Annotated in this window: 20 protein-coding genes; 6 read left to right on the forward strand and 14 right to left on the reverse strand. The window is 41.9% G+C overall.

The features are described 5' to 3' along the window. Positions 1-213: 213 nt before the first annotated feature. The 5 genes from PGY05_RS09525 to PGY05_RS09545 are packed head-to-tail and all read right to left on the reverse strand — an operon-like array spanning position 214 to position 4,633. The gene (locus PGY05_RS09525; RefSeq protein WP_195502926.1) at positions 214-1,092 is read right to left on the reverse strand and encodes a DUF3881 family protein; all 879 of its coding nucleotides are present in this window, start codon (positions 1,090-1,092) and stop codon (positions 214-216) included. A 15-nt stretch (positions 1,093-1,107) separates the two neighbouring features. Next, the gene (gene serS, locus PGY05_RS09530) at positions 1,108-2,388 is read right to left on the reverse strand and encodes a serine--tRNA ligase (RefSeq protein WP_008371361.1); all 1,281 of its coding nucleotides are present in this window, start codon (positions 2,386-2,388) and stop codon (positions 1,108-1,110) included. A gap of 32 nt (positions 2,389-2,420) precedes the next feature. Next, the gene (locus PGY05_RS09535; RefSeq protein WP_173690764.1) at positions 2,421-2,963 is read right to left on the reverse strand and encodes a DUF4446 family protein; all 543 of its coding nucleotides are present in this window, start codon (positions 2,961-2,963) and stop codon (positions 2,421-2,423) included. A gap of 3 nt (positions 2,964-2,966) precedes the next feature. Then, complete coding sequence (locus tag PGY05_RS09540) at positions 2,967-3,863, reverse strand: ParB/RepB/Spo0J family partition protein (RefSeq protein WP_195488495.1); 897 nt, start codon at positions 3,861-3,863, stop codon at positions 2,967-2,969. 2 nt (positions 3,864-3,865) lie between these two features. Continuing rightward, positions 3,866-4,633: a ParA family protein gene (locus PGY05_RS09545; protein WP_008371366.1), complete on the reverse strand. Its 768-nt coding sequence runs from the start codon at positions 4,631-4,633 to the stop codon at positions 3,866-3,868. A 572-nt stretch (positions 4,634-5,205) separates the two neighbouring features. Between PGY05_RS09545 and PGY05_RS09550 the strand changes: the two genes are divergently transcribed. After that, entirely contained in the window at positions 5,206-6,159 is a 954-nt protein-coding gene (locus PGY05_RS09550) for an alpha/beta fold hydrolase (protein WP_243172308.1), read from the forward strand. A 545-nt stretch (positions 6,160-6,704) separates the two neighbouring features. Here the strand turns inward: PGY05_RS09550 and rsmG are convergent. The 9 genes from rsmG to rpmH all read right to left on the reverse strand — a co-directional run bounded on the left by rsmG (position 6,705) and on the right by rpmH (position 14,392). Then, positions 6,705-7,421, reverse strand: coding sequence for a 16S rRNA (guanine(527)-N(7))-methyltransferase RsmG (gene rsmG, locus PGY05_RS09555; protein WP_008371371.1), 717 nt, complete (start codon positions 7,419-7,421; stop codon positions 6,705-6,707). A 360-nt stretch (positions 7,422-7,781) separates the two neighbouring features. Beyond that, on the reverse strand, positions 7,782-9,674 hold the full coding sequence (gene mnmG / locus PGY05_RS09560) for a tRNA uridine-5-carboxymethylaminomethyl(34) synthesis enzyme MnmG (RefSeq protein ID WP_195502922.1): 1,893 nt from the start codon (positions 9,672-9,674) through the stop codon (positions 7,782-7,784). After that, positions 9,640-11,019, reverse strand: a complete 1,380-nt coding sequence (gene mnmE / locus PGY05_RS09565; RefSeq protein WP_008371374.1) for a tRNA uridine-5-carboxymethylaminomethyl(34) synthesis GTPase MnmE — start codon at positions 11,017-11,019, stop codon at positions 9,640-9,642. Before mnmE ends, mnmG begins: the two co-directional genes overlap by 35 nt. A gap of 77 nt (positions 11,020-11,096) precedes the next feature. Further along, the gene (locus PGY05_RS09570) at positions 11,097-11,279 is read right to left on the reverse strand and encodes a hypothetical protein (protein WP_270475759.1); all 183 of its coding nucleotides are present in this window, start codon (positions 11,277-11,279) and stop codon (positions 11,097-11,099) included. Positions 11,280-11,346: 67 nt separating this feature from the next. Continuing rightward, positions 11,347-12,255 carry an RNA-binding cell elongation regulator Jag/EloR gene (gene jag / locus PGY05_RS09575; RefSeq protein ID WP_022220246.1) on the reverse strand — a complete coding sequence of 303 codons (909 nt, stop codon included), beginning with the start codon at positions 12,253-12,255 and terminating at the stop codon, positions 11,347-11,349. A gap of 13 nt (positions 12,256-12,268) precedes the next feature. Then, entirely contained in the window at positions 12,269-13,540 is a 1,272-nt protein-coding gene (locus PGY05_RS09580) for a YidC/Oxa1 family membrane protein insertase (protein WP_055158103.1), read from the reverse strand. A gap of 51 nt (positions 13,541-13,591) precedes the next feature. Next, positions 13,592-13,804: a membrane protein insertion efficiency factor YidD gene (gene yidD / locus PGY05_RS09585; RefSeq protein WP_008371384.1), complete on the reverse strand. Its 213-nt coding sequence runs from the start codon at positions 13,802-13,804 to the stop codon at positions 13,592-13,594. Between the two features lie 50 nt (positions 13,805-13,854). Then, on the reverse strand, positions 13,855-14,199 hold the full coding sequence (rnpA, locus tag PGY05_RS09590; protein WP_008371385.1) for a ribonuclease P protein component: 345 nt from the start codon (positions 14,197-14,199) through the stop codon (positions 13,855-13,857). Between the two features lie 58 nt (positions 14,200-14,257). Then, on the reverse strand, positions 14,258-14,392 hold the full coding sequence (rpmH, locus tag PGY05_RS09595; protein ID WP_022220244.1) for a 50S ribosomal protein L34: 135 nt from the start codon (positions 14,390-14,392) through the stop codon (positions 14,258-14,260). 239 nt (positions 14,393-14,631) lie between these two features. Here rpmH and dnaA point away from each other — a divergent pair, with 239 nt between their 5' ends. From dnaA to gyrB, 5 genes are all read left to right on the forward strand, one after another. Then, complete coding sequence (gene dnaA / locus PGY05_RS09600; protein ID WP_055261659.1) at positions 14,632-16,032, forward strand: chromosomal replication initiator protein DnaA; 1,401 nt, start codon at positions 14,632-14,634, stop codon at positions 16,030-16,032. A 182-nt stretch (positions 16,033-16,214) separates the two neighbouring features. Next, complete coding sequence (gene dnaN / locus PGY05_RS09605; protein WP_008371388.1) at positions 16,215-17,324, forward strand: DNA polymerase III subunit beta; 1,110 nt, start codon at positions 16,215-16,217, stop codon at positions 17,322-17,324. A gap of 22 nt (positions 17,325-17,346) precedes the next feature. Further along, the gene (locus PGY05_RS09610) at positions 17,347-17,556 is read left to right on the forward strand and encodes an RNA-binding S4 domain-containing protein (RefSeq protein WP_022220243.1); all 210 of its coding nucleotides are present in this window, start codon (positions 17,347-17,349) and stop codon (positions 17,554-17,556) included. Positions 17,557-17,568: 12 nt separating this feature from the next. After that, complete coding sequence (recF, locus tag PGY05_RS09615; protein ID WP_055158096.1) at positions 17,569-18,654, forward strand: DNA replication/repair protein RecF; 1,086 nt, start codon at positions 17,569-17,571, stop codon at positions 18,652-18,654. Positions 18,655-18,664: 10 nt separating this feature from the next. Then, positions 18,665-20,581 (forward strand): DNA topoisomerase (ATP-hydrolyzing) subunit B, encoded by a 1,917-nt coding sequence (gene gyrB, locus PGY05_RS09620; RefSeq protein WP_022220242.1) that lies wholly within the window; start codon positions 18,665-18,667, stop codon positions 20,579-20,581. The last annotated feature ends 8 nt before the right edge of the window (positions 20,582-20,589 follow it).

Below are 20,589 nucleotides of genomic sequence, written 5' to 3' on the forward strand. Positions count from 1 at the left end.
CATATATCATACCGTTTGAACATGAAAATGTCAAATGCTTTTCTAAGAGGATGATCATGGTGAGGTAACAGAGCGGGATCTGATATGTGAAATAGCTTTTACAGGACTTTTTCATGTAAAGCCGAATGTTCTGAAACGCATATACAAAAAGCACGACTAATTTTCAATTAAAAGAAATTTGGTCATGCTTTTTATATAAGTCAAAAATCTTTCCTAAAAATTAATATGCCCCTGCAGCCAGATCTGTGCCTTCAGCCGTCTTCCAACTGCCGGTTCGCCAATCACCTTTTCAACCGGTACGCATACATCAAATTGAAGCTCATTGGTTTCAACTGTAAGAACATAAAGTTTTTTCCCGGTAAGAAGATTTTCGATGGTATCGATATTCAGAATCTCACCAAGGATCGCATACTGGTCACATTCAAGACCAGCTGGCATAAAATGCGTATCGACAATACTGTAAATATCTTCCACGCGAATTCTTTTTGATACTGCGGCATAGGTGTCGATGTCGTCAAGCGTAAGGCTTTCAATGGCATCGGGATTCCCTTCCTTTGCTGCGCTCATAAGCATCATCCGGTTGCGGAGATCTTTCGCTCTCTTGTCCGCAGCACCTGCATCCTTTGTGACCGGAAGCAAAATTTTCCCACTTAAGGCAAGCCCAGAGAAGGTTATAGAGATTGAACTTTTGTTCAGACCACCGAGAGTGGCTTCTTTTATGTATTCCATTCCGTTCTGGATATGGAAAATGATACTGCAGCCGAGCTTTACATCTTCGCAGACACCAATATAGGTCGGTGAGGATGCTTTCTGTTCTACTGCAATATCAGCATAAGAGCTGACTCCACTGCCTGAAAAATATGGGAAATAGCATTCTCTGCGGAACTCTTCATCATTTTCATCGATAAAGCCGCAGGAAGAAATGCCAATCCCGTTGCCGTATTCCCTGCGAAGCTCACAGAGATCTGTGTGCTCGTCCAGGGCAATACGGTCATATCCGGAAAATTTCTTTTCGGATTCAAGAAGAATCTGATACCATTCGCGTTCAGATGCGATATCGTGGAATCCGATAGCGTTTAAATATTTATGCAAAATTTACCTCGTTTTCTATCTGATTTCAGACTTACCGCCCATGTATGGACGAAGTACTTCAGGAATGCGGACAGAACCGTCTGCCTGAAGATTGTTCTCGAGAAATGCGATCAGCATTCTCGGAGGAGCTACTACTGTGTTGTTCAGTGTGTGTGCGAAATATTTGTTTCCGTCACTTCCTTTTACACGGATGCCAAGACGTCTTGCCTGTGCATCACCAAGGTTAGAACAGCTTCCTACTTCAAAGTATTTCTTCTGTCTTGGAGACCATGCCTCTACGTCACAAGATTTTACTTTAAGGTCGGCAAGGTCACCTGAACAGCATTCCAGTGTACGAACCGGGATATCAAGAGAACGGAACAGATCAACAGTGTTTTTCCATAATTTATCATACCATTCTTTGCTTTCTTCTGGTTTGCATACAACGATCATTTCCTGTTTTTCAAACTGATGGATTCTGTATACACCACGTTCTTCGATTCCATGAGCTCCTTTTTCTTTACGGAAGCATGGAGAATAAGAAGTCAGTGTCTTTGGAAGTTCAGCTTCATCAAGCATGGTATCGATGAATTTACCGATCATAGAATGCTCGCTTGTTCCGATCAGATATAAGTCTTCGCCTTCAATTTTGTACATCATAGAATCCATTTCGGCAAAGCTCATAACGCCTGTAACAACGTTGCTTCTGATCATGAAAGGTGGGATACAGTATGTGAATCCACGATCGATCATAAAGTCACGTGCATAAGAGATAACTGCTGAGTGAAGACGTGCAATATCTCCCATCAGATAATAGAAACCATTTCCGGCAACCTTTCCTGCACTTTCAAGATCGATTCCGTTGAATTTTTCCATAATTTCTGTATGGTATGGGATTTCAAAGTCCGGAACAACCGGTTCGCCAAATTTTTCAATTTCAACATTCTGGCTGTCGTCTTTACCGATCGGTACAGATGGATCGATGATATTTGGGATAACCATCATATCTTTTTTGATTTTTGCTTCAACTTCTTTTTCTTCAGCAGAAAGTTCTTCCATACGGGCAGCGTTTTCCTGAACTTTTTTCTTAAGCTCTTCTGCTTTCTCTTTTTCGCCATGAGCCATGCATGCACCGATTTCTTTGGAAACTTTATTTTTCTCAGCACGGAGTGCTTCTACTTCGCCTTTGATTTCACGGTTTCTCTTGTCAAGTTCGATTACTTCATCTACAAGTGGAAGCTTTTCATCCTGGAATTTTTTCTTGATGTTTTCTTTTACAACATCCGGGTTCTGTCTTAAAAATTTAATATCTAACATAACTGTTCTCCTGTCTTATTTCTTTATTTTTATTACTGTGGTTTGATCGCATCCTGTACATCCGGATCATACATTTCCTGGTAAACGGCCTGATCTAGTGATTCGGCCTCTTCTTCAGAGAGCTCAATGTAACTTTCACCACGCACAATTTCTTTTATATAAGTGTAACAGCCATCTCTGCTGTGCATGGAATTGAGGATCCATCCATTGTTATCATTGTCAAGCATTGTGAGGGCGAAGCTGAGTTTTCCACCCATTTCACCGAAAGCATCGTATTTTACAATACCTACTTTCTGGTAGCTGCTTCGCAACGCGCGATACAATATGCGGATGTCCGCTTTGTTTTCGTGGGCAATGTTGGAAAGCTCGTCGAGTTCATCGAATCTTGCACTGAAACTTTCTTCGAGCGTTTTACCGTCCTGTCCGCGCATGAATACGTTATAGCTTGATTTCAGACGATTGTATTTCATATTAACATTAATATAAAGAAGAAACATCAATATGATCAGCATGATAAGAAAAAGAAATATATACGCCGGATCAATTCCAATTGATTTCAGAATTTTACTTTCCATATATTATTTTCCTTCCTGTATTGACATCAACAATTCAAATATACGTTCCAGATCGTTGTCCGAATAATATTCAATTTCAATTTTGCCTTTTCCGTTGGCTTTATGATTGACATGGACTTTGGAACCGATGATTGACTTTATACGTTCCTCCAGATCTTCATATACAAATGCATTCTGGATAACAGGCTTTTCTTTTTCTTTTTTGGGTTTCTTCAGTTCTTTGACAAGTTTTTCGGTATCCCTGACACTGAGCTTTTCATCAAATACTTTATTGGCAAGAATATACTGCTGCTCTTTATCCTCGATTGCAAGAAGAGCACGTGCATGTCCGGTTGAAATCATGTCATCGATGATCATCTGCTGTACTCTTTCGTCCAGCTTTAGAAGACGCATGGAGTTTGTAACAGCAGTTCTGCTCTTTGAAACGCGCTCAGCTACCTCATCCTGCTTCAGACGGAATTCATTTAGCAAGCGTTTGTATGCCTGCGCTTCTTCGATTGGATTCAGATTTTCGCGCTGAATATTTTCAATAAGAGAAATTTCAACGATTTCCTGATCTGTGTATTCTTTAATGATAACAGGGACCTCTTTGACACCGGCCTGCTTTGCTGCACGCCAGCGACGCTCGCCGGCGATGATCTCGTAGTAATCGTTCCGTTTCTGAACAATCAGAGGCTGCAGGATTCCAAACTGTTTGATTGAATCAGCAAGTTCCAAGAGAGCATCTTCCTCAAAATGTTTTCTTGGTTGGTCACGGTTTGGCTCTACATCATTGATTTTCATCATAATTGGCCCGGCATTCACTACTTCTTTTTTGACCGGTGCAGTATGTTTTGCGGTTTTGTTTTCTTTGATTAAACTATCCAGACCTTTTCCAAGTCCGCCTCGTTTTGCTGTCATGCTTACTCTTCTCCTTTATGAATTACTTCATCTGCTAATAACATATAACTTTCAGCTCCTGTTGAACGAGGATCATATAAGTTGATTGGTAAGCCATGACTTGGGGCTTCTGCAAGTCGTATATTACGTGGAATGATAGTTTTGTAAATTGTCTGATCAAGATTATCTTTTACATTTTCAACAACTTGAAGAGAAAGATTGGTTCTGGCATCATACATGGTAAATACAACGCCTTCCATTTCAAGGTTTTCGTTCAATCTTTCTTTTACAAGCTCGATTGTTTTAATCAGCTGGCTCAATCCTTCAAGTGCATAGTATTCACACTGAATTGGAACCAATACGGTATCGGCTGTAGTCATTGAATTGATTGTCAGCATACTAAGTGAAGGTGGGCAGTCGATAATGACGTAATCGTAATTACTTCTTATCTTAAGCACCTCATCTCTTAATATGTATTCTTTGTTCTCAGTATCGAGCAACTCTATTTCGGCACCAGACAGATCAATGTTTGCGGGAATTACGTCGAGATTTTCAATTGCTTCTTTGCATAACACCTGATCCATAGTGGCTTCGCCGATTAAAAGATCATATACAGTATAGGCAACATTATCCTTATCTATACCAAGACCGCTGGACATATTTCCCTGTGGATCCATGTCGATTGCGAGAACTTTCTGCCCTTTTGCCGATAAACACGAGGATAAATTGATCGCTGTTGTAGTTTTTCCAACGCCACCCTTTTGGTTGGCAACGGCAATTATTCGTCCCATTGCAATTACCTCCTTTCTAATAGTGTGCAAATATATATGAAGTTTTATTTACATCTAGGTATAATTGTAACACTAAACTTTATCTAAATCTACTAAATGTTTCACGTGAAACATTTATTTTGGCATTTTTTATAAATAAGGGGATTTTTTGCGCGAAACATTCTACACAAAGTGAAATGTGAAAATGTATAAAAATATTCGTAATCCGCTCATTTTTCCTTGAAAAAATGGCTACTTACTCATTTTTCTGGCGGGTCAAGAGAACAAAAATCTCTTGCAAGCAAGCTTGCATCGGCTTTCTGACCTTTTGTCTATGGTATCATCATATTTTGGATATATTAAAATATATTTGGTTATGAGCAGCTGGAAAAAGAGGAGACAAAATGTTTCACGTGAAACATTTTGTCGAAAACCAAGGAACAATAACATGATGAAAATCTTTAAACTGTAAGGAGATTATGGTATACTTATCTATAAGCCGCAAGGTGAAACATTACACAAAACAGATACTATTTGCGAGTATGATCTTGCTGAATCGGGGCAAAAATGATTCGGAGAAAGGACAATTAACGATGAAAAATAAATTGAAAAGTTGTGCGGTTTTAGCAACACTTGGTGCGATTACAATCCATCTGATAAATAAAACACTTATAGAAATGGCAACAAAAGACAGCTTGTTAAACTCATCTGAGGGAAATTATTATGACTGGAGATTTGGAAAAATCTATTATAGAAAACAGGGAAATGGTAAACCACTACTGCTACTTCATGATTTGGATGCAGAAAGCTCTGGCGTAGAATGGAAAAAAGTAGCGGCAATTCTTGCAGAAAAGCATACTGTTTATACCGTGGATCTGCTAGGTTGTGGACGATCTGAAAAGCCAAATATTACTTATACTAATTTCCTTTATGTACAAATGCTGACGGATTTTATTAAACATATCATTGGCGAAAAGGCAGATGTTGTGGCTACGGGAGAATCGGCTGCTATTGCAGTTATGGCATGCGGAAATGATGAAAACGTGATTGGAAAGATTTGTATGGTGAATCCACTGTCACTTACGGAACTTGCAAAATGTCCGAATAAGAGAACCAAGACGCTGAAGTTCCTTATCGAAATACCGATTATTGGTACGCTGCTGTACAACATTATTCATTCAAGAGAAGCGATTGATGAAAAATTTGTGGATAAGTATCTGTATGACGAAGATACGATAGATTATCAGATGACGAAGATATACCATGAATCTGCTCATAATGAAAACGCACATTCAAAATATTTGTTTGCAAGCATCAAAGGTGGATATACAAAGACAAATATTTATCATTGTATTCGCAAGGCGACAAATAGTATCTGTATTATCTCTGGACAATATGATGAAAACAGTATTGAGATTGCTAAACAATATCAGAAGCATGTACCTGCTATAGAATGCATGTGCATAAAGGATACGAGACATCTTCCGCAAATTGAACAACCGGAAGGATTCGCAGAACAGCTGGATATCCTTTTCTCTGCTGAATAATATAAAGTACTTTCAAGTACACATTATAGCCAAATGCGGGATGTACATTTCGGTGTACATCCCGCATTTGGCTATATATGGCTCTTGATCAACTTTTGCGATTATCTAATAGCAAACAGAACTGGTACTTAACTGGTACTTATTCTACTCATGAACACCATGAAAACCGACATGCAACTCTGGGAATTTCTATGGAAATTGTCTTTCTCTGAAAAACAAAACAGAAGGATGATTATTGGGCTTTTTGCAGAAATAATCAAGCTAAATGAAAATAAAAAATCAGATTTTAAGCGGGTAAAAAATTGAACTTACCCGCTTTTTGAAATGAAATAGGAAAACAAATTTCTGGCAGAACTGCATACAAAAAAATAAAAATACATTTTCAAAGCATACAAAAATTGAACTATCAAAAATACAAAATAGAATAAACTATAACAATTAAAATTGAACTATTGTAAAAAGAACTAATAGCAGAAGTTCAATGCAAAGAAAAAATAGTTCAATTTCAATTGTGGCATATACAGACTACAGGCATGTATAGCTGTTTATCCGTGGATAGGTTCTTTGGAAGGAAGTCCTGCTTTTCGAGGAAACTTCTTCCCGGTGGGCTTGATTTTTTTGATCTTTACAAATGAACGGCTGATATCACTGCCTGGAAGCTGGAATACAACTGGTTTATTTTGTGTACCTCCAAGGACATGTACTGCGGTTTTTGCAGCGGAAAGTTCATCGACAATATCACCGGATTTGTAAGAAACAAAGAATCCACCAACTTTTACATAAGGGAGGCAGTATTCGGATAATGTAGATAAATTGGCCACTGCACGTGAAACACAGAGGTCAAACTGTTCCCTGTAGTCTGCCTGACGGGCAAAATCTTCTGCTCTGCCGTGGATTGTATGGATATCCGTAAGATTTAACTCTTCAATCACACTGTCAAGGAAACGGATTCTCTTATTTAAAGAGTCAAGCAACGTGATTTTCAGGTGCGGAAAGGCGATTTTTAAAGGAATTCCGGGGAATCCGGCGCCTGTTCCTATATCGATCACGGTTTGAACTTTACTGATATCCAGGGCCTTTACTAATGCAAGGCTGTCGACAAAATGTTTTTCGTTTACTTCTTCGTACTCGGTGATACCGGTGAGATTCATAACCTTGTTCCATTCCACCAGCATTTCGTAATATTTATCAAACTGATTAAACTGGGTCTGCGTTAATGTGATACCTAATTCTGCAAGCTGTTGCTCAAATTTTTTACTCATATTGCTCCTTTTGCCCCTGAAAGTACACATCTTTGCGGAAAATAAACAGTAATTTACACTGTTTTGCACCAAATAGGTACACAATTTCTGAGAAGATAGCACCTTAAAGGTACACGATAAAGTGATAATGTTTTAAAAAAAATACAATCATGCACCTGAAAGGTATACGAAAAGATGAAAAAACATACTTTTTGCCCTATAAAGTACACGATAAAACCATTTCTTTGAAAATAGATGTGTACTTTTTGGGTGATGCCCTAAAAAGTACACATCTATATAAAGGGAAAAACAGAAACCAGAAATAATGGATTCTGTAATATCCCAAAAAAGATCAAAATACAGGTCTGGTTATCTGGTGGTCTAATGTCCTAGATATACCAGTAATACAGAAATATCGGCAGGTGAGACACCGGAAATACGGGATGCCTGACCGATGGAAAGCGGTCGGAACTGCTTTAATTTCTGCACAGCTTCGATTCGCAGGCTCGGAACAGCATCGTAATCGATATCTGCCGGTATTTTCCTGGTTTCAAGCTTTTTAAACTGTTCTACCTGTTTTAACTGGCGCTTGATATAGCCTTCATATTTGATGTTGATATCAATTTGTTCCACAATCTCTCGGCTGAAGCGTTCTGTTCGCATATGGTCGATAGGTTCGAGAAGCTTGTAATTCAGCTCAGGACGCTTAATAAGCTCAGCAAGTGTAGATCCTGAAGTGAGAGGTGTACTGCCGCAATTTGTGAGAAAATCCGTGATTTCCTGGGAAGTTCCAACGTTGGTATGCTCAAGCCTGTGGATCTCCTTGCGGATGATTTCTTCTTTGTCTAACAACATCTGGTATCGCTCGTCTGAAATAAGCCCTATTTTGTGCCCTATTTCGGTTAGTCTCTGATCGGCGTTGTCCTGGCGCAGGAGTAACCGGTATTCGGCACGTGAAGTCATCATACGATATGGTTCGTGGCTTTCTTTTGTAACCAGATCATCGATCAGAACACCAATATAAGCCTGGGAACGGTCTAAAATTAACTGTTCTCTTCCAAGAACCTCCAGTGCGGCATTGATTCCGGCAATAAGTCCCTGAGCGGCTGCTTCTTCATATCCCGAACTTCCGTTGAACTGACCACCGCTGAACAAACCATGAATAGATTTGAACTCAAGTGTCGGATGAAGCTGTCTTGCATCGATACAGTCATATTCAATTGCGTAAGCATTTTTAACTATTTTTGCGTGTTCAAGACCAGGCACACTTCTGTACATTTCATATTGAACATCCTCTGGAAGTGAACTTGACATTCCGCCGATGTACATTTCATTGGTTTCCAGACCTTCTGGTTCAATGAACACCTGATGCCGTTCTTTATCGGCAAATTTTACAATTTTGTCCTCGATAGACGGACAATAACGTGGTCCGGTGCCTTCGATCATACCGGAATAAAGTGGGGAACGATCCAGGTTTTTGCGGATGATCTCATGGGTTGTAGGATTGGTATAGGTAAGCCAGCAGGAAGCCTGCTCAATCTGCACATCTTCTGGATCCGTTGTGAACGAAAAAGGTACGACCCTCTCGTCGCCGAATTGCTCTTCCATTTTGCTGAAATCAATGCTGCGCTTGTCGATACGTGCCGGTGTACCGGTTTTGAAGCGGTACATCTTAATACCAAGCTCCTTCAGACAGTCGGTCAGATAATTTGCTGCCTGCAGTCCGTTTGGACCGGTATGCGTGCTGACATCACCGTAAATGCATCTTGCCTTCAGGTAGGTTCCGGTACACAGTACAACGGCCTTGCAGCGGTATATAGCGCCAGAATAGGTCTGAACGCCCGTTACAGAACCATCTTCCACAAGGATATTGACGACTTCACCTTGCCGGATCTCCAGGTTCTCCTGGTTTTCTAGCGTCTGTCGCATGGTATTGCTGTATTTGTTCTTATCTGCCTGGGCGCGCAGGGAATGAACGGCAGGCCCTTTAGATTTATTCAGCATCTTTGACTGAATAAATGTCTTGTCGATGTTCTTTCCCATTTCACCGCCGAGCGCATCCAGCTCGCGTACCAGGTGCCCCTTTGAGGTACCGCCGATATTCGGGTTGCATGGCATCATGGCGATACTTTCTACACTTACGGTGAAAACAATCGTTTTCAGACCGAGTCTTGCGCAGGCAAGGGCAGCTTCGCAGCCGGCATGTCCCGCACCAACTACAACGATGTCGTATGCGTCTTTATTTTCCCATACAGAATTTGCTGAATATTTCATTTACTAAATCTTCTCCTATCGTCTCTCCGGTAATGCTTCCCAGAGATTCATATGCATCCATTAAGTCAATTGTGAAAAAGTCTTCCGGCATCTGGTTTTCAATGCTCTCTTCTACCTTTTTCAGGCTGGAAAGTGCATCGGCAAGAGCTGTTTTGTGTCGGATATTGGTGATATAAACCTCATCGTTAAATGATATATCACCGTGATAAAACATCTCTTTTAAAGTAGATTCCAGTTCATGGATCCCAGTCTCCTCTTTTGCGGAAATATCGATCATTGGCTTAGTTATCAACGTTTCTAATGCCTTTTTATCAACAACTGTGGATAAGTCACTCTTATTCAGTAGTATCACAGCTTTCTTATCCCGGATCATCTCGATGATCTCGTGATCATTTTCATCAAGAGGTCTGGATGCATCGACCACATAGATGATCAGATCGGCTTTTTCTGCATTTTCTTTTGCTTTATCCACACCGATCTTCTCTACGATATCAGAGGTATCGCGGATTCCGGCGGTATCCATGATGTTTAAAGAAACGCCCTGAAGCTGGATATTTTCCTCCAGAACATCTCTTGTGGTTCCGGCAATCTCGGTTACGATTGCCTTTTCTTCGCCTACCAGAACGTTCATCAGAGAGGATTTCCCGGCGTTCGGTTTCCCGACGATAACCGTCTTGATACCTTCTTTGATGATACGTCCGTCATCGGCAGTATCCAGAAGACACTGGATTTTCTGCTGCAGATCCTTTACGACGCCCAGGAGACTGTCACCATACCCGTCTACGCTGATATGCTCTGGATCATCCAGTGCACTTTCGATAAAAGCGGTATGGTAAAGGATTACTTCACGGATTTCTTTAATCTTATTGTGGACAGAGCCTTTCAACTGGTTTACCGAGCTTTGTAGTGCATAGTCATTCTTGGAGCTGATGATATCGATCACGGCTTCGGCCTGTGACAGATCCATTCGGCCGTTCAGAAAAGCCCTTTTGGAAAATTCACCCGGTTCAGCAGGTCTTGCACCGTATTTGATCACGGTTTCAAGTATCTTTCTTGTGACAAATACACCGCCGTGACAGTCGATTTCCACAGTATCTTCACCGGTGTAGCTGTGCGGCCCACGCATTAAAAGAACCAGCACTTCATCAATCGTCTGCTCTCCGTCCATGATATAGCCATAGTGAATGGTATGGCTTTTTTGTTCGGACAGAAGCTTCGGGCTTTTGCCTTTGTAAATTTTGTCAATAATAGAAAACGCATCTTCTCCGCTGAGACGTACGATTCCGATTCCGGAATTAGTCATTGCTGTGGAGATTGCTGCGATTGTGTCTGTTTTAAATCCCATTTTATTGCTTCCTTCTATATTTTTGTAATAAATGCGATGTTATCATTTTACCCCGAAAGCTGTCAAAATGGAAGTGCCTATTGTGAAGAGTAGAAAAAAACCGCGTTACTGTTCACAGTACCTGTGACCAGCAATGCATCTCGCCATTTTAAATCGCCTTTGGCGATGGGCGAGATGCCATTCAAGATAAAACGTGCATCCTCCGTGCCAATCAGCGTAGTGATTGACACGGGAGTGAACAGTAAAAAAACCGCAGCCATTAAATGACTGCGGTTTACTGTGAACGATTCAGTTATAACGGTGTATGCAACCAATTTGCGTTACTGTTTAACGGCGGTTCGGTGTTACAACAACACGTCTGTATGGTTCTTCGCCCTCGCTGTGGGTAGAAACTCTGTCATCAGCCTGCAGAGCGGAATGGATGATTCTTCTTTCATAAGGATTCATCGGCTCCAGTGAGATCGGCTTTCTGCTTCGTTTTACTTTGTAAGCGATATTCTTTGCGAGATTTTCAAGAGTCTGTTTTCTTCTCTTGCGGTAGTCTTCTGTGTCGAGTTTGACACGTACATAACCATCCTGTGACTTGTTGGCTACACGGTTGGTGAGGTACTGGAGAGAATCCAATGTCTGTCCACGCTTACCGATCAGGATACCCATGTTGTCACCGCTCATCTCAATTGCAAGAGCACCTTCTTCATCAATGGAGGATACGATAGTTACTTCGCCCATTCCCATTGCCTGAAGAACTTCCTGTAAGAATTTCTCACAGATCTTCTGTGTAGCTTCTGTTACAACGGCTACATGAAGTTCTTTCTTTTCTTCATAAACCGGAGCTGCTGCTGTTACGGCAGAGGCTGTTTCTGTTTTGTTTTCTTTTACAAATTCTTTCTTAGGCTCTTTTTTGAAGTCCTTTTTCGAATCTTTTTTGTATTCTTTGTGTTCTTTGTACTCTTTACGTTCTTTGTGTCCAACGAATTCCTTGCGGTCTTTTCGGAAATCCTTCTTGAATTCTTTTTTGATCTCTTCCGGTTTGATTTCTTCGGCTTTGATTTCTTCTGTTACAGTTTTTTTGATACGGGCACGGATAACTGCCTGACGGCTTCCGATTCCGAGGAAGCCTGCACTTCCTTTTTCAATTACGTCATATTCCATCTGATCACTTGCTACGCCAAGCTGGATAGAAGCTTCTGTGATGGCATCGTCTAAAGTTTTTGCTGATACTGTAATCTCATTCATTTGACTTGTCCCCCTATTTCTGGCCTTCGTTAAAGCGCTTTACAAGGTTTGCTTTGTCTGCAAGGCTTCCGGCCTTTGCATTTTCATTTTTCTTCTTGGCTTCTTCAAGCTTTTCTTCAAGTTCTTTTGTCTGAGCAGCTGTTCTTACCGGCTCATGAATGTTTTTCACGTTCTTATGAGCCATTTTGTTTACATTGCTTGCATCCACTTCGTTTTTGTTCTTGCGTTTTTCAGCAGCTTTTTCCATATTCTCTTTGATCAGTTCATCCATCGGAATCTTATTCAGATGTTTGTTGATAAAGAACTGCTGTACCATACGGACAACGGCACTTGCAACCCAGTAGATTCCAAGACCTGTAGGTAATGTGAAACACATAAATACAGATACAAGAGGAAGGGTAACGTTCATTGTCTTCATGGTTGAAGCCATCTGGTCAGCCTGCGGATTGTTCGTAACTGCAGTTGTCTGCTGAGAAAGCTTCACGCTCAGGTACTGGGAAAGTCCTGAAAGGACAGGAATCAGCACTGCCATGATCACAATTCCCCATGCGCCGGCTTTTACACCGTTGCTAATGAGGTTCATAGGAGTTTCCGCAATGTTAAGTCCAAGGAAGTTATTCATGGACTTTAATGTATCGACGGTGCTGTCGATCGTAGACTGCAGATCCGGAAGCTTCTTGCCGAGAGTTTCCCAGGTTGAAGTCTGGAATTTGTACAGTACGTCGATCAGTACGTTTTTATCAGAGTAATCATATTTGGAGGCGGACATAAGGATCGGTTTTGCTTCGCCGATCTTTTCCATGACCTTCTGCCATCCATCCTGTGCCATGATAGAGGTAAGAAGCGGTGTGTATACCGCTTTAACCTGCCCAACATAAGCAGGGATGTTGCGGATTACATAGTACATTGCCCAGAGAATTGGGAACTGGATAAACATACTTAAGCATCCGCCGGTCGGTGATACTCCGTATTTTTCATAAACCAATTGTGTTTCTTCCTGCATCTTCTGCATGGAAGCCTGATCATTTTTTCCTTTGTACTTCTGCTGAACCTTCTGGAGCTCAGGGTTCATTGCAGCGGACATCTTGGAAAATTTCTGTTGCTTGATGGTGAGCGGCATCAGTAAAGTGTAGATGACAATTGTCAAAAGAATAATACATACACCCAGGTTGTGAATGCCGATTAAATCCATTACCCGGTAAATACCATCCATGATCTTACCGAGCAGCCAGGCAGCCTGTCCGATGATTGGTGTGCTGACCTGTGTCATTAAAATTCCTGTCATAACCTTTCCTCCATAAACATTTCCGTCCCGGTATTTGGACGGCCTATAGGTTTAAGGCACCGGATCATATCCACCTTTGGCGAATGGATTGCATCTGAGGATTCTCCAGACGGTCAGAAGGCCTCCTTTAAACGCACCGTATTTTTCAATGGCCTCCAAAGCATATTCTGAGCAGGTTGGAATGTAAATACAGTGGGTATATACCTTCATAGGTGATAAATATTTTCTGTAAAAACGAATCAAATATAATAATATCTTTTTCATAATTTCAGTGCCTCGTAGTGTATATCCGTCTTCTCGATATACTGAACTGGCTAATTGCAGTCCGAATAAATGTGATGAAGTTTGCCCAGATGGATGAGAGCGCTTTCAATCTCATGGTATGACCGGTCTTTGGCGGTCGTCCTTGCGATGATCACGATATCATATCCACATTGGAACTGTTCTTCGTGTAACCTGTAACTCTCACGGATCAGCCTTGTTAAATGATGTCTTATGATGCTGTTCCCAACTTTTTTGCTGACGGAAATTCCGACGCGGTTGCGTCCGAGATCATTCGCCAGGAGATACATTACAAGGTACTTGTTGCCATAAGGTTTTCCCTTTCTGTATACAGACTGGAAATCCCTGTTTTTCTTCAATGATTCGGAAAATTTCATACTTTATTCTCCCGATTTACATAAATTTGCATAGAAGAAAAGGCCACATATATGTGACCTATGCTGATAATACTTTTCTTCCTTTTGCTCTTCTTGCTGCAAGAACTTTTCTTCCACCTGCTGTGGCCATTCTTGCTCTGAATCCATGAACTTTCGCTCTGGAACGTTTCTTTGGCTGGAATGTCATCTTCATTGATATCCACCTCCTATCGATTTCTTCTTATATGAATAGAAGCTTATTTACGTTTTTAAGACATCGTACTTCATTATAATCAAAAAAGCTGTCTCCGTCAAGCAGTTTTAATAAAGTTTCGACCCTTATTTTAAGGAAATTATGAATAAGTTTATGGTTTTTGATTGATTCTGAAATCGTTTTAAGGTAGAATATAAGAGTATGATTATGCTTATTTTGAAGATGAATGGGGCAGGAATATGGACGTCATAAAAGAAAAATGGGAAGAGATCATTCAAAAGCTGAAAGTAGAATATTTTCTATCGAACATTTCTTTTGAAACGTGGATACGCCCGCTGGAGGTATATGAGATCAGAGGCAACACTCTGTATCTTACCGTTAATTTTAAGGCGAGCATCGAACACATTCAGAATAAATATCTTCTTCCGCTTAAAGTATGCATCGCGGAAGTTACCGGGACAGAGTATCAGATTAAGTTTATTCCCAGAGATCTGCCGCGCGAGCAGCAGCGCAGATATCTGGAGAAGACTGTGCCCGTAAAAGAGAAGACACATAAGCATAAAGAGGTAAGCCCGATAGCTGAAAAAGCGAATCTGAATCCGAAGTATACGTTTGATACCTTTGTGGTAGGAGGGAATAATAATTTTGCACATGCCGCATCACTGGCAGTTGCCGAATCTCCCGGTGAGGTTTACAATCCTCTGTTTTTATATGGTGGGGTAGGACTTGGCAAGACCCATCTGATGCATTCGATCGCACACTACATACTGGACCGGGAACCATCGAAGAAAGTCCTGTATGTGACAAGTGAGACATTTACCAATGATCTGATCACGGCGATCCGCAACGGAAAGACCGGCAACGATCTGGCGATGAATGCATTCCGCGATAAGTACCGCAATAATGACGTACTTCTGATCGATGACGTACAGTTCATTATCGGCAAAGAAAGTACACAGGAAGAATTTTTCCATACGTTCAATCATCTGCACAATGCCGGAAAGCAGATCGTCATTTCCAGCGACAAACCGCCAAAGGATATGACGACACTGGAGGCGCGTCTGCGGACAAGATTCGAATGGGGACTGATCGCAGATATTTCGGTGCCGGATTACGAGACACGTATGGCGATTCTTTATAAAAAAATAGAACTGGACCAACTGGAAAGATATCAGATTCCGGATGAGGTGATCCAGTATATTGCGATGAACATCAAGACCAATATCCGGGAACTGGAAGGCTCACTTAACAAGCTGATTGCATTATACCGGATCGGTGGAAGAAAGAACTTTGATGTTTCTCTGGCGGCAGAGGCACTGAAGGATATGATCGCACCGGACGATAGCCACAAGGTGACGCCGGAGCTGGTTCTGGATGTTGTCTCCGATCATTTTAATGTTTCCGTCTCTGAACTTAAGGGAAGTCGGAGAAATGCAAGAACGGCCGGAGCCAGACAAATCGTGATGTACCTGTGCAGGCAGATGACGGATGCGTCTCTTCAAAGTATCGGTGATCTGCTCGGAGGGCGTGACCATTCCACTGTGAACCACGGTGTGGACAAGATTGCCCGGGATGTGGAAAAAGATGAGACTTTGAGAAATACGATCGAGATCATTCAGAAGAAAATCAGCCCGCTGTAGAAAAGTTTTCCATGATCTGCCAGGGAAGAAAAAGAACTGTCCACGGACTTGTCAAAGCCTTAAATCCTTTTGGATCAAGGCCTTAAAGTACTTGTCCACAATTCAACAGACACTACTAAGATAACTACGGATTTGTTTTATATAAATATATATTTTGCGCGTCGAAAGGAGTTTTACACATTATGAAAATCAGATGTCTTAAATCAGATCTTGTGAAAGGGGTCAGCATTGTATCAAAGGCTGTTCCGACAAAGACAACCATGCCGATCCTGGAATGCATTCTGATAGATGCAACTACAGATATTATCAAACTTACAGCGAACGATATGGAGCTTGGGATCGAGACTGTGATCAGAGGGCAGATCGATGAGAAGGGAATGATCGCACTGGATGCGAGGATTTTCTCAGATATCGTAAGAAAGCTTCCTGATAATGAAATCGTGATTGAAAGTGGAGTGAACTTTCAGACGCTCATTACCTGTGAAAAAGCAAAATTCAATATTTCCGGTAAATCCGGTGAAGATTTTTCTTATCTGCCGTATATTGAGAGAGAAAATCCGGTTTCCATTTCCCAGTTCACACTGAAAGAAGTGATCCGCCAGACCATTTTCTCAATTGCAGACAACGACAGCAACAAACTGATGACAGGAGAACTCTTCGATATGAACGGGGATATTCTGAAAGTGGTATCCCTTGACGGACACCGTATTTCCATCCGCAAGATCGAGCTGAAGGAATCTTATGAACCGAAGAAGATCGTGGTTCCGGGAAAGACCCTGATCGAAGTCAGCAAGATCCTTTCAGGTGAAGCAGACAGCGAAGTGAGACTGTATTTCACAGCCAACCACATTGTATTTGAATTTGATGATACCGTTGTGGTATCCAGACTGATTGAAGGAGAATATTTCCGTATCGAGCAGATGCTGTCCAATGATTATGAGACAAAGGTAAGAATCAATAAAAGAGAACTCCTGAACTGTATTGACCGTGCAACTCTTCTTGTAAAAGAAGGTGATAAGAAGCCGATCATCATCAACATTCAGGATGAAATGATGGAACTTAAGATCAAGTCCGAGAAGGGTACGATGGATGAAGAGATTATGATCACTAAAGAGGGAAAAGACCTCTTGATCGGCTTCAATCCGAAGTTCCTCATTGACGCACTTCGTGTCATTGATGATGAAGAAGCAGATCTTTACTTTATGAATGCAAAGGCTCCTTGCTTTATCAAGGATGAAGGAGAAAGCTATGTATACCTGATTCTTCCGGTGAACTTCAGTGGAGCAGTATAGGAATTTAGAGAGGACAAAAATTATGGAGACAATCAAACTCAGAGATGAATTTATCAAGCTTGGTCAGGCACTGAAAGCAGCAGGTCTTGTAGGATCCGGTGTGGAAGCCAAGGAAGTCATTACAGAAGGTCTGGTAAAGGTTAATGGAGAAGTAGATACCAGACGTGGTAAAAAATTATATGACGGCGACGTTGTTACATTTAACGGAGAAGAGATCAAGATTGAAAAATAGGCTGGCACAGGTATGATTATCAAATCATTAAAATTAAAAGATTACAGAAATTATGAAATATTGAATATTGAATTTGATCATGCCACGAATATTTTTTACGGTGATAATGCGCAGGGCAAGACGAATATCCTGGAAGGGGTGTATTTGTCGGGAACCACGAAGTCTCACAGGGGGACGAAGGACCGGGATCTGATCCGATTCGGGCAGGATGAGGCTCATATTGAGACTGTCATTGAGAAAAATGGCGTTCCATGGCAGATCGATATGCACCTGAAGAAGAACAGTCCGAAAGGGATTGCGATTAACAAGGTCCCGATCCGGAGGGCGAGTGAGCTTTTCGGTCTGACGAATTTTGTGTTTTTCTCGCCGGAGGATCTGAACATTATTAAAAATGGTCCGGCGGAGAGGAGAAGGTTCATGGACCTGGAGCTTTCACAGCTTGATAAGGTGTATCTTAGTGACCTGGCAAATTATAACCGCACACTCAATCAGCGGAACCGTCTGCTGAAGGATGCCTATTACAGAGATGATATACTGGACACACTGGATGTATGGGATATGCAGCTGGTTCAGTATGGAGAAAAGATTATTCAGAGAAGGATCCGGTTTATCGAGGAGGTCAATGCGATAATCGGAGACATTCACCATAAACTGACGGGAGGCAGGGAAAGGATCAGCCTTTCGTATGAGCCTGGATGCGGAGCACTTTCGCTTGAGGCGGCGCTTGAGAAGAACAGGGAGCGCGATATCAGGATGAAGAGTACCTCGGTGGGACCTCACCGGGATGATATCTGTTTTATGGCAGGTGGGATCGACATCCGCAGATTCGGATCGCAGGGGCAGCAGAGGACAGCGGCACTTTCGCTGAAACTGTCTGAGATCGAGCTGGTACGGCAGATCATAAAGGATACGCCGGTGCTGCTGCTTGACGATGTATTGTCTGAACTTGACAAACACAGGCAAAACTATTTACTGGACAGTATTCATGATATACAGACTCTGATCACCTGTACGGGACTTGACGAGTTTGTCAATCATCGATTTTCAATAAATAAAGTATTCCATGTTCAGAACGGACATGTATCAAAAGAGAATTAGGAGGATCAATATGAGTGCAGAATATGGAGCAGACCAAATCCAGATACTGGAGGGGCTGGAAGCAGTAAGAAAGAGACCTGGTATGTATATTGGCAGTACATCTTCAAGAGGACTTCACCATCTTGTCTATGAGATCGTTGACAACTCGGTGGATGAAGCGCTTGCAGGATATTGTGATCATATCCAGGTGTTCATCAATCCGGATAATTCAATTACGGTTATAGATAACGGACGTGGTATTCCGGTGGGGATCAACCACAAAGCGGGACTCCCTGCGGTAGAGGTTGTATTCACCGTGCTTCATGCCGGCGGTAAATTCGGCGGTGGAGGATACAAGGTATCCGGTGGACTTCACGGTGTAGGAGCTTCCGTTGTAAATGCGCTTTCTGACTGGCTTGAGGTTGAGATCTGCCACGAAGGGAAGGTGTACAGACAGAGATATGAAAAAGGACATGTTGTTTATAAGCTGAAGGTTGTAGACGAATGTGATCCGGAGAAGACAGGAACAAAGGTAACCTTCCTTCCGGATGAAACTATTTTTGAAGATACAGTATTTGATTATGATACGTTAAAACAGAGATTCCGTGAGATGGCGTTCCTTACCAAGGGACTTCGCATCAGCCTGACCGATCTCCGGGATGAAGAACCGAAGGAAAGAGTGTTCCACTATGAAGGCGGTATCAAGGAGTTCGTTCAGTATTTAAATCGCAGTAAGACTCCGCTTTACGAGCAGATCATCTACTGTGAAGGAACAAAAGATAATGTAGAAGTTGAAGTTGCAATGCAGCACAATGATTCTTATACAGATAACACCTATGGTTTTGTAAATAATATCACGACACCGGAAGGTGGGACCCATGTGGTCGGATTCAGAAATGCGATCACAAAGACCTTTAACGACTATGCGAGAAAGAACAAATTATTAAAAGACAGTGAGCCGAATCTTTCCGGTGAGGATATCAGGGAAGGTCTTACAGCTATCATCAGTGTTAAGATTGAGGATCCTCAGTTTGAAGGACAGACCAAGCAGAAGCTCGGTAACAGTGAAGCGAGAGGTGCGGTTGACAGTATCGTCAGCAGCCAGCTTCAGATCTTCCTTGAACAGAATCCTGCTATTGGAAAATCAATTGTTGAGAAGTCGGTTATGGCGCAGAGAGCAAGAGAGGCGGCCAGAAAGGCGAGAGATCTTACCAGAAGAAAATCCGCACTGGAAGGCATGTCACTGCCTGGAAAGCTTGCGGACTGTTCAGATAAGGATCCATCCAAGTGTGAGATCTACATCGTAGAGGGAGACTCTGCGGGAGGTTCTGCAAAGACAGCCCGTGACAGAGCAACCCAGGCGATCCTGCCACTTCGTGGAAAGATCCTGAATGTAGAGAAGGCAAGACTGGATAAGATCTACGGTAATGCCGAGATCAAGGCAATGATCACTGCATTCGGTACAGGAATCCATGATGATTTCGATATTTCCAAACTGAGATATCACAAGATCATCATCATGACCGATGCCGACGTTGATGGAGCACATATCAGTACGCTGCTTCTGACATTCCTCTATCGTTTTATGCCGGAGCTGATCAAACAGGGCTATGTATATCTGGCTCAGCCGCCGCTTTACAAGCTGGAGAAGAACAAGAAAGTCTGGTATGCATACAGCGATGAAGAACTGGCGAAGATCATCAGCGAAGTTGGACGTGATCAGAACAATAAGATTCAGCGATACAAAGGTCTGGGTGAGATGGACGCAGAGCAGTTATGGGATACCACAATGGATCCGCAGCATCGAATCTTAAGAAGAGTGACAATGGACGATGAGACATCTTCCGAACTGGATCTTACCTTTACAACCCTGATGGGAGATAAAGTAGAACCAAGACGAGAATTTATCGAAGAGAATGCAAAATTTGTTAAGAACTTAGATATATAGGAGAATAC

Source organism: Coprococcus sp. AF51-11b1 (assembly GCF_027682785.1).
GTDB classification, from domain to species: domain Bacteria; phylum Bacillota; class Clostridia; order Lachnospirales; family Lachnospiraceae; genus Allocoprococcus; species Allocoprococcus comes.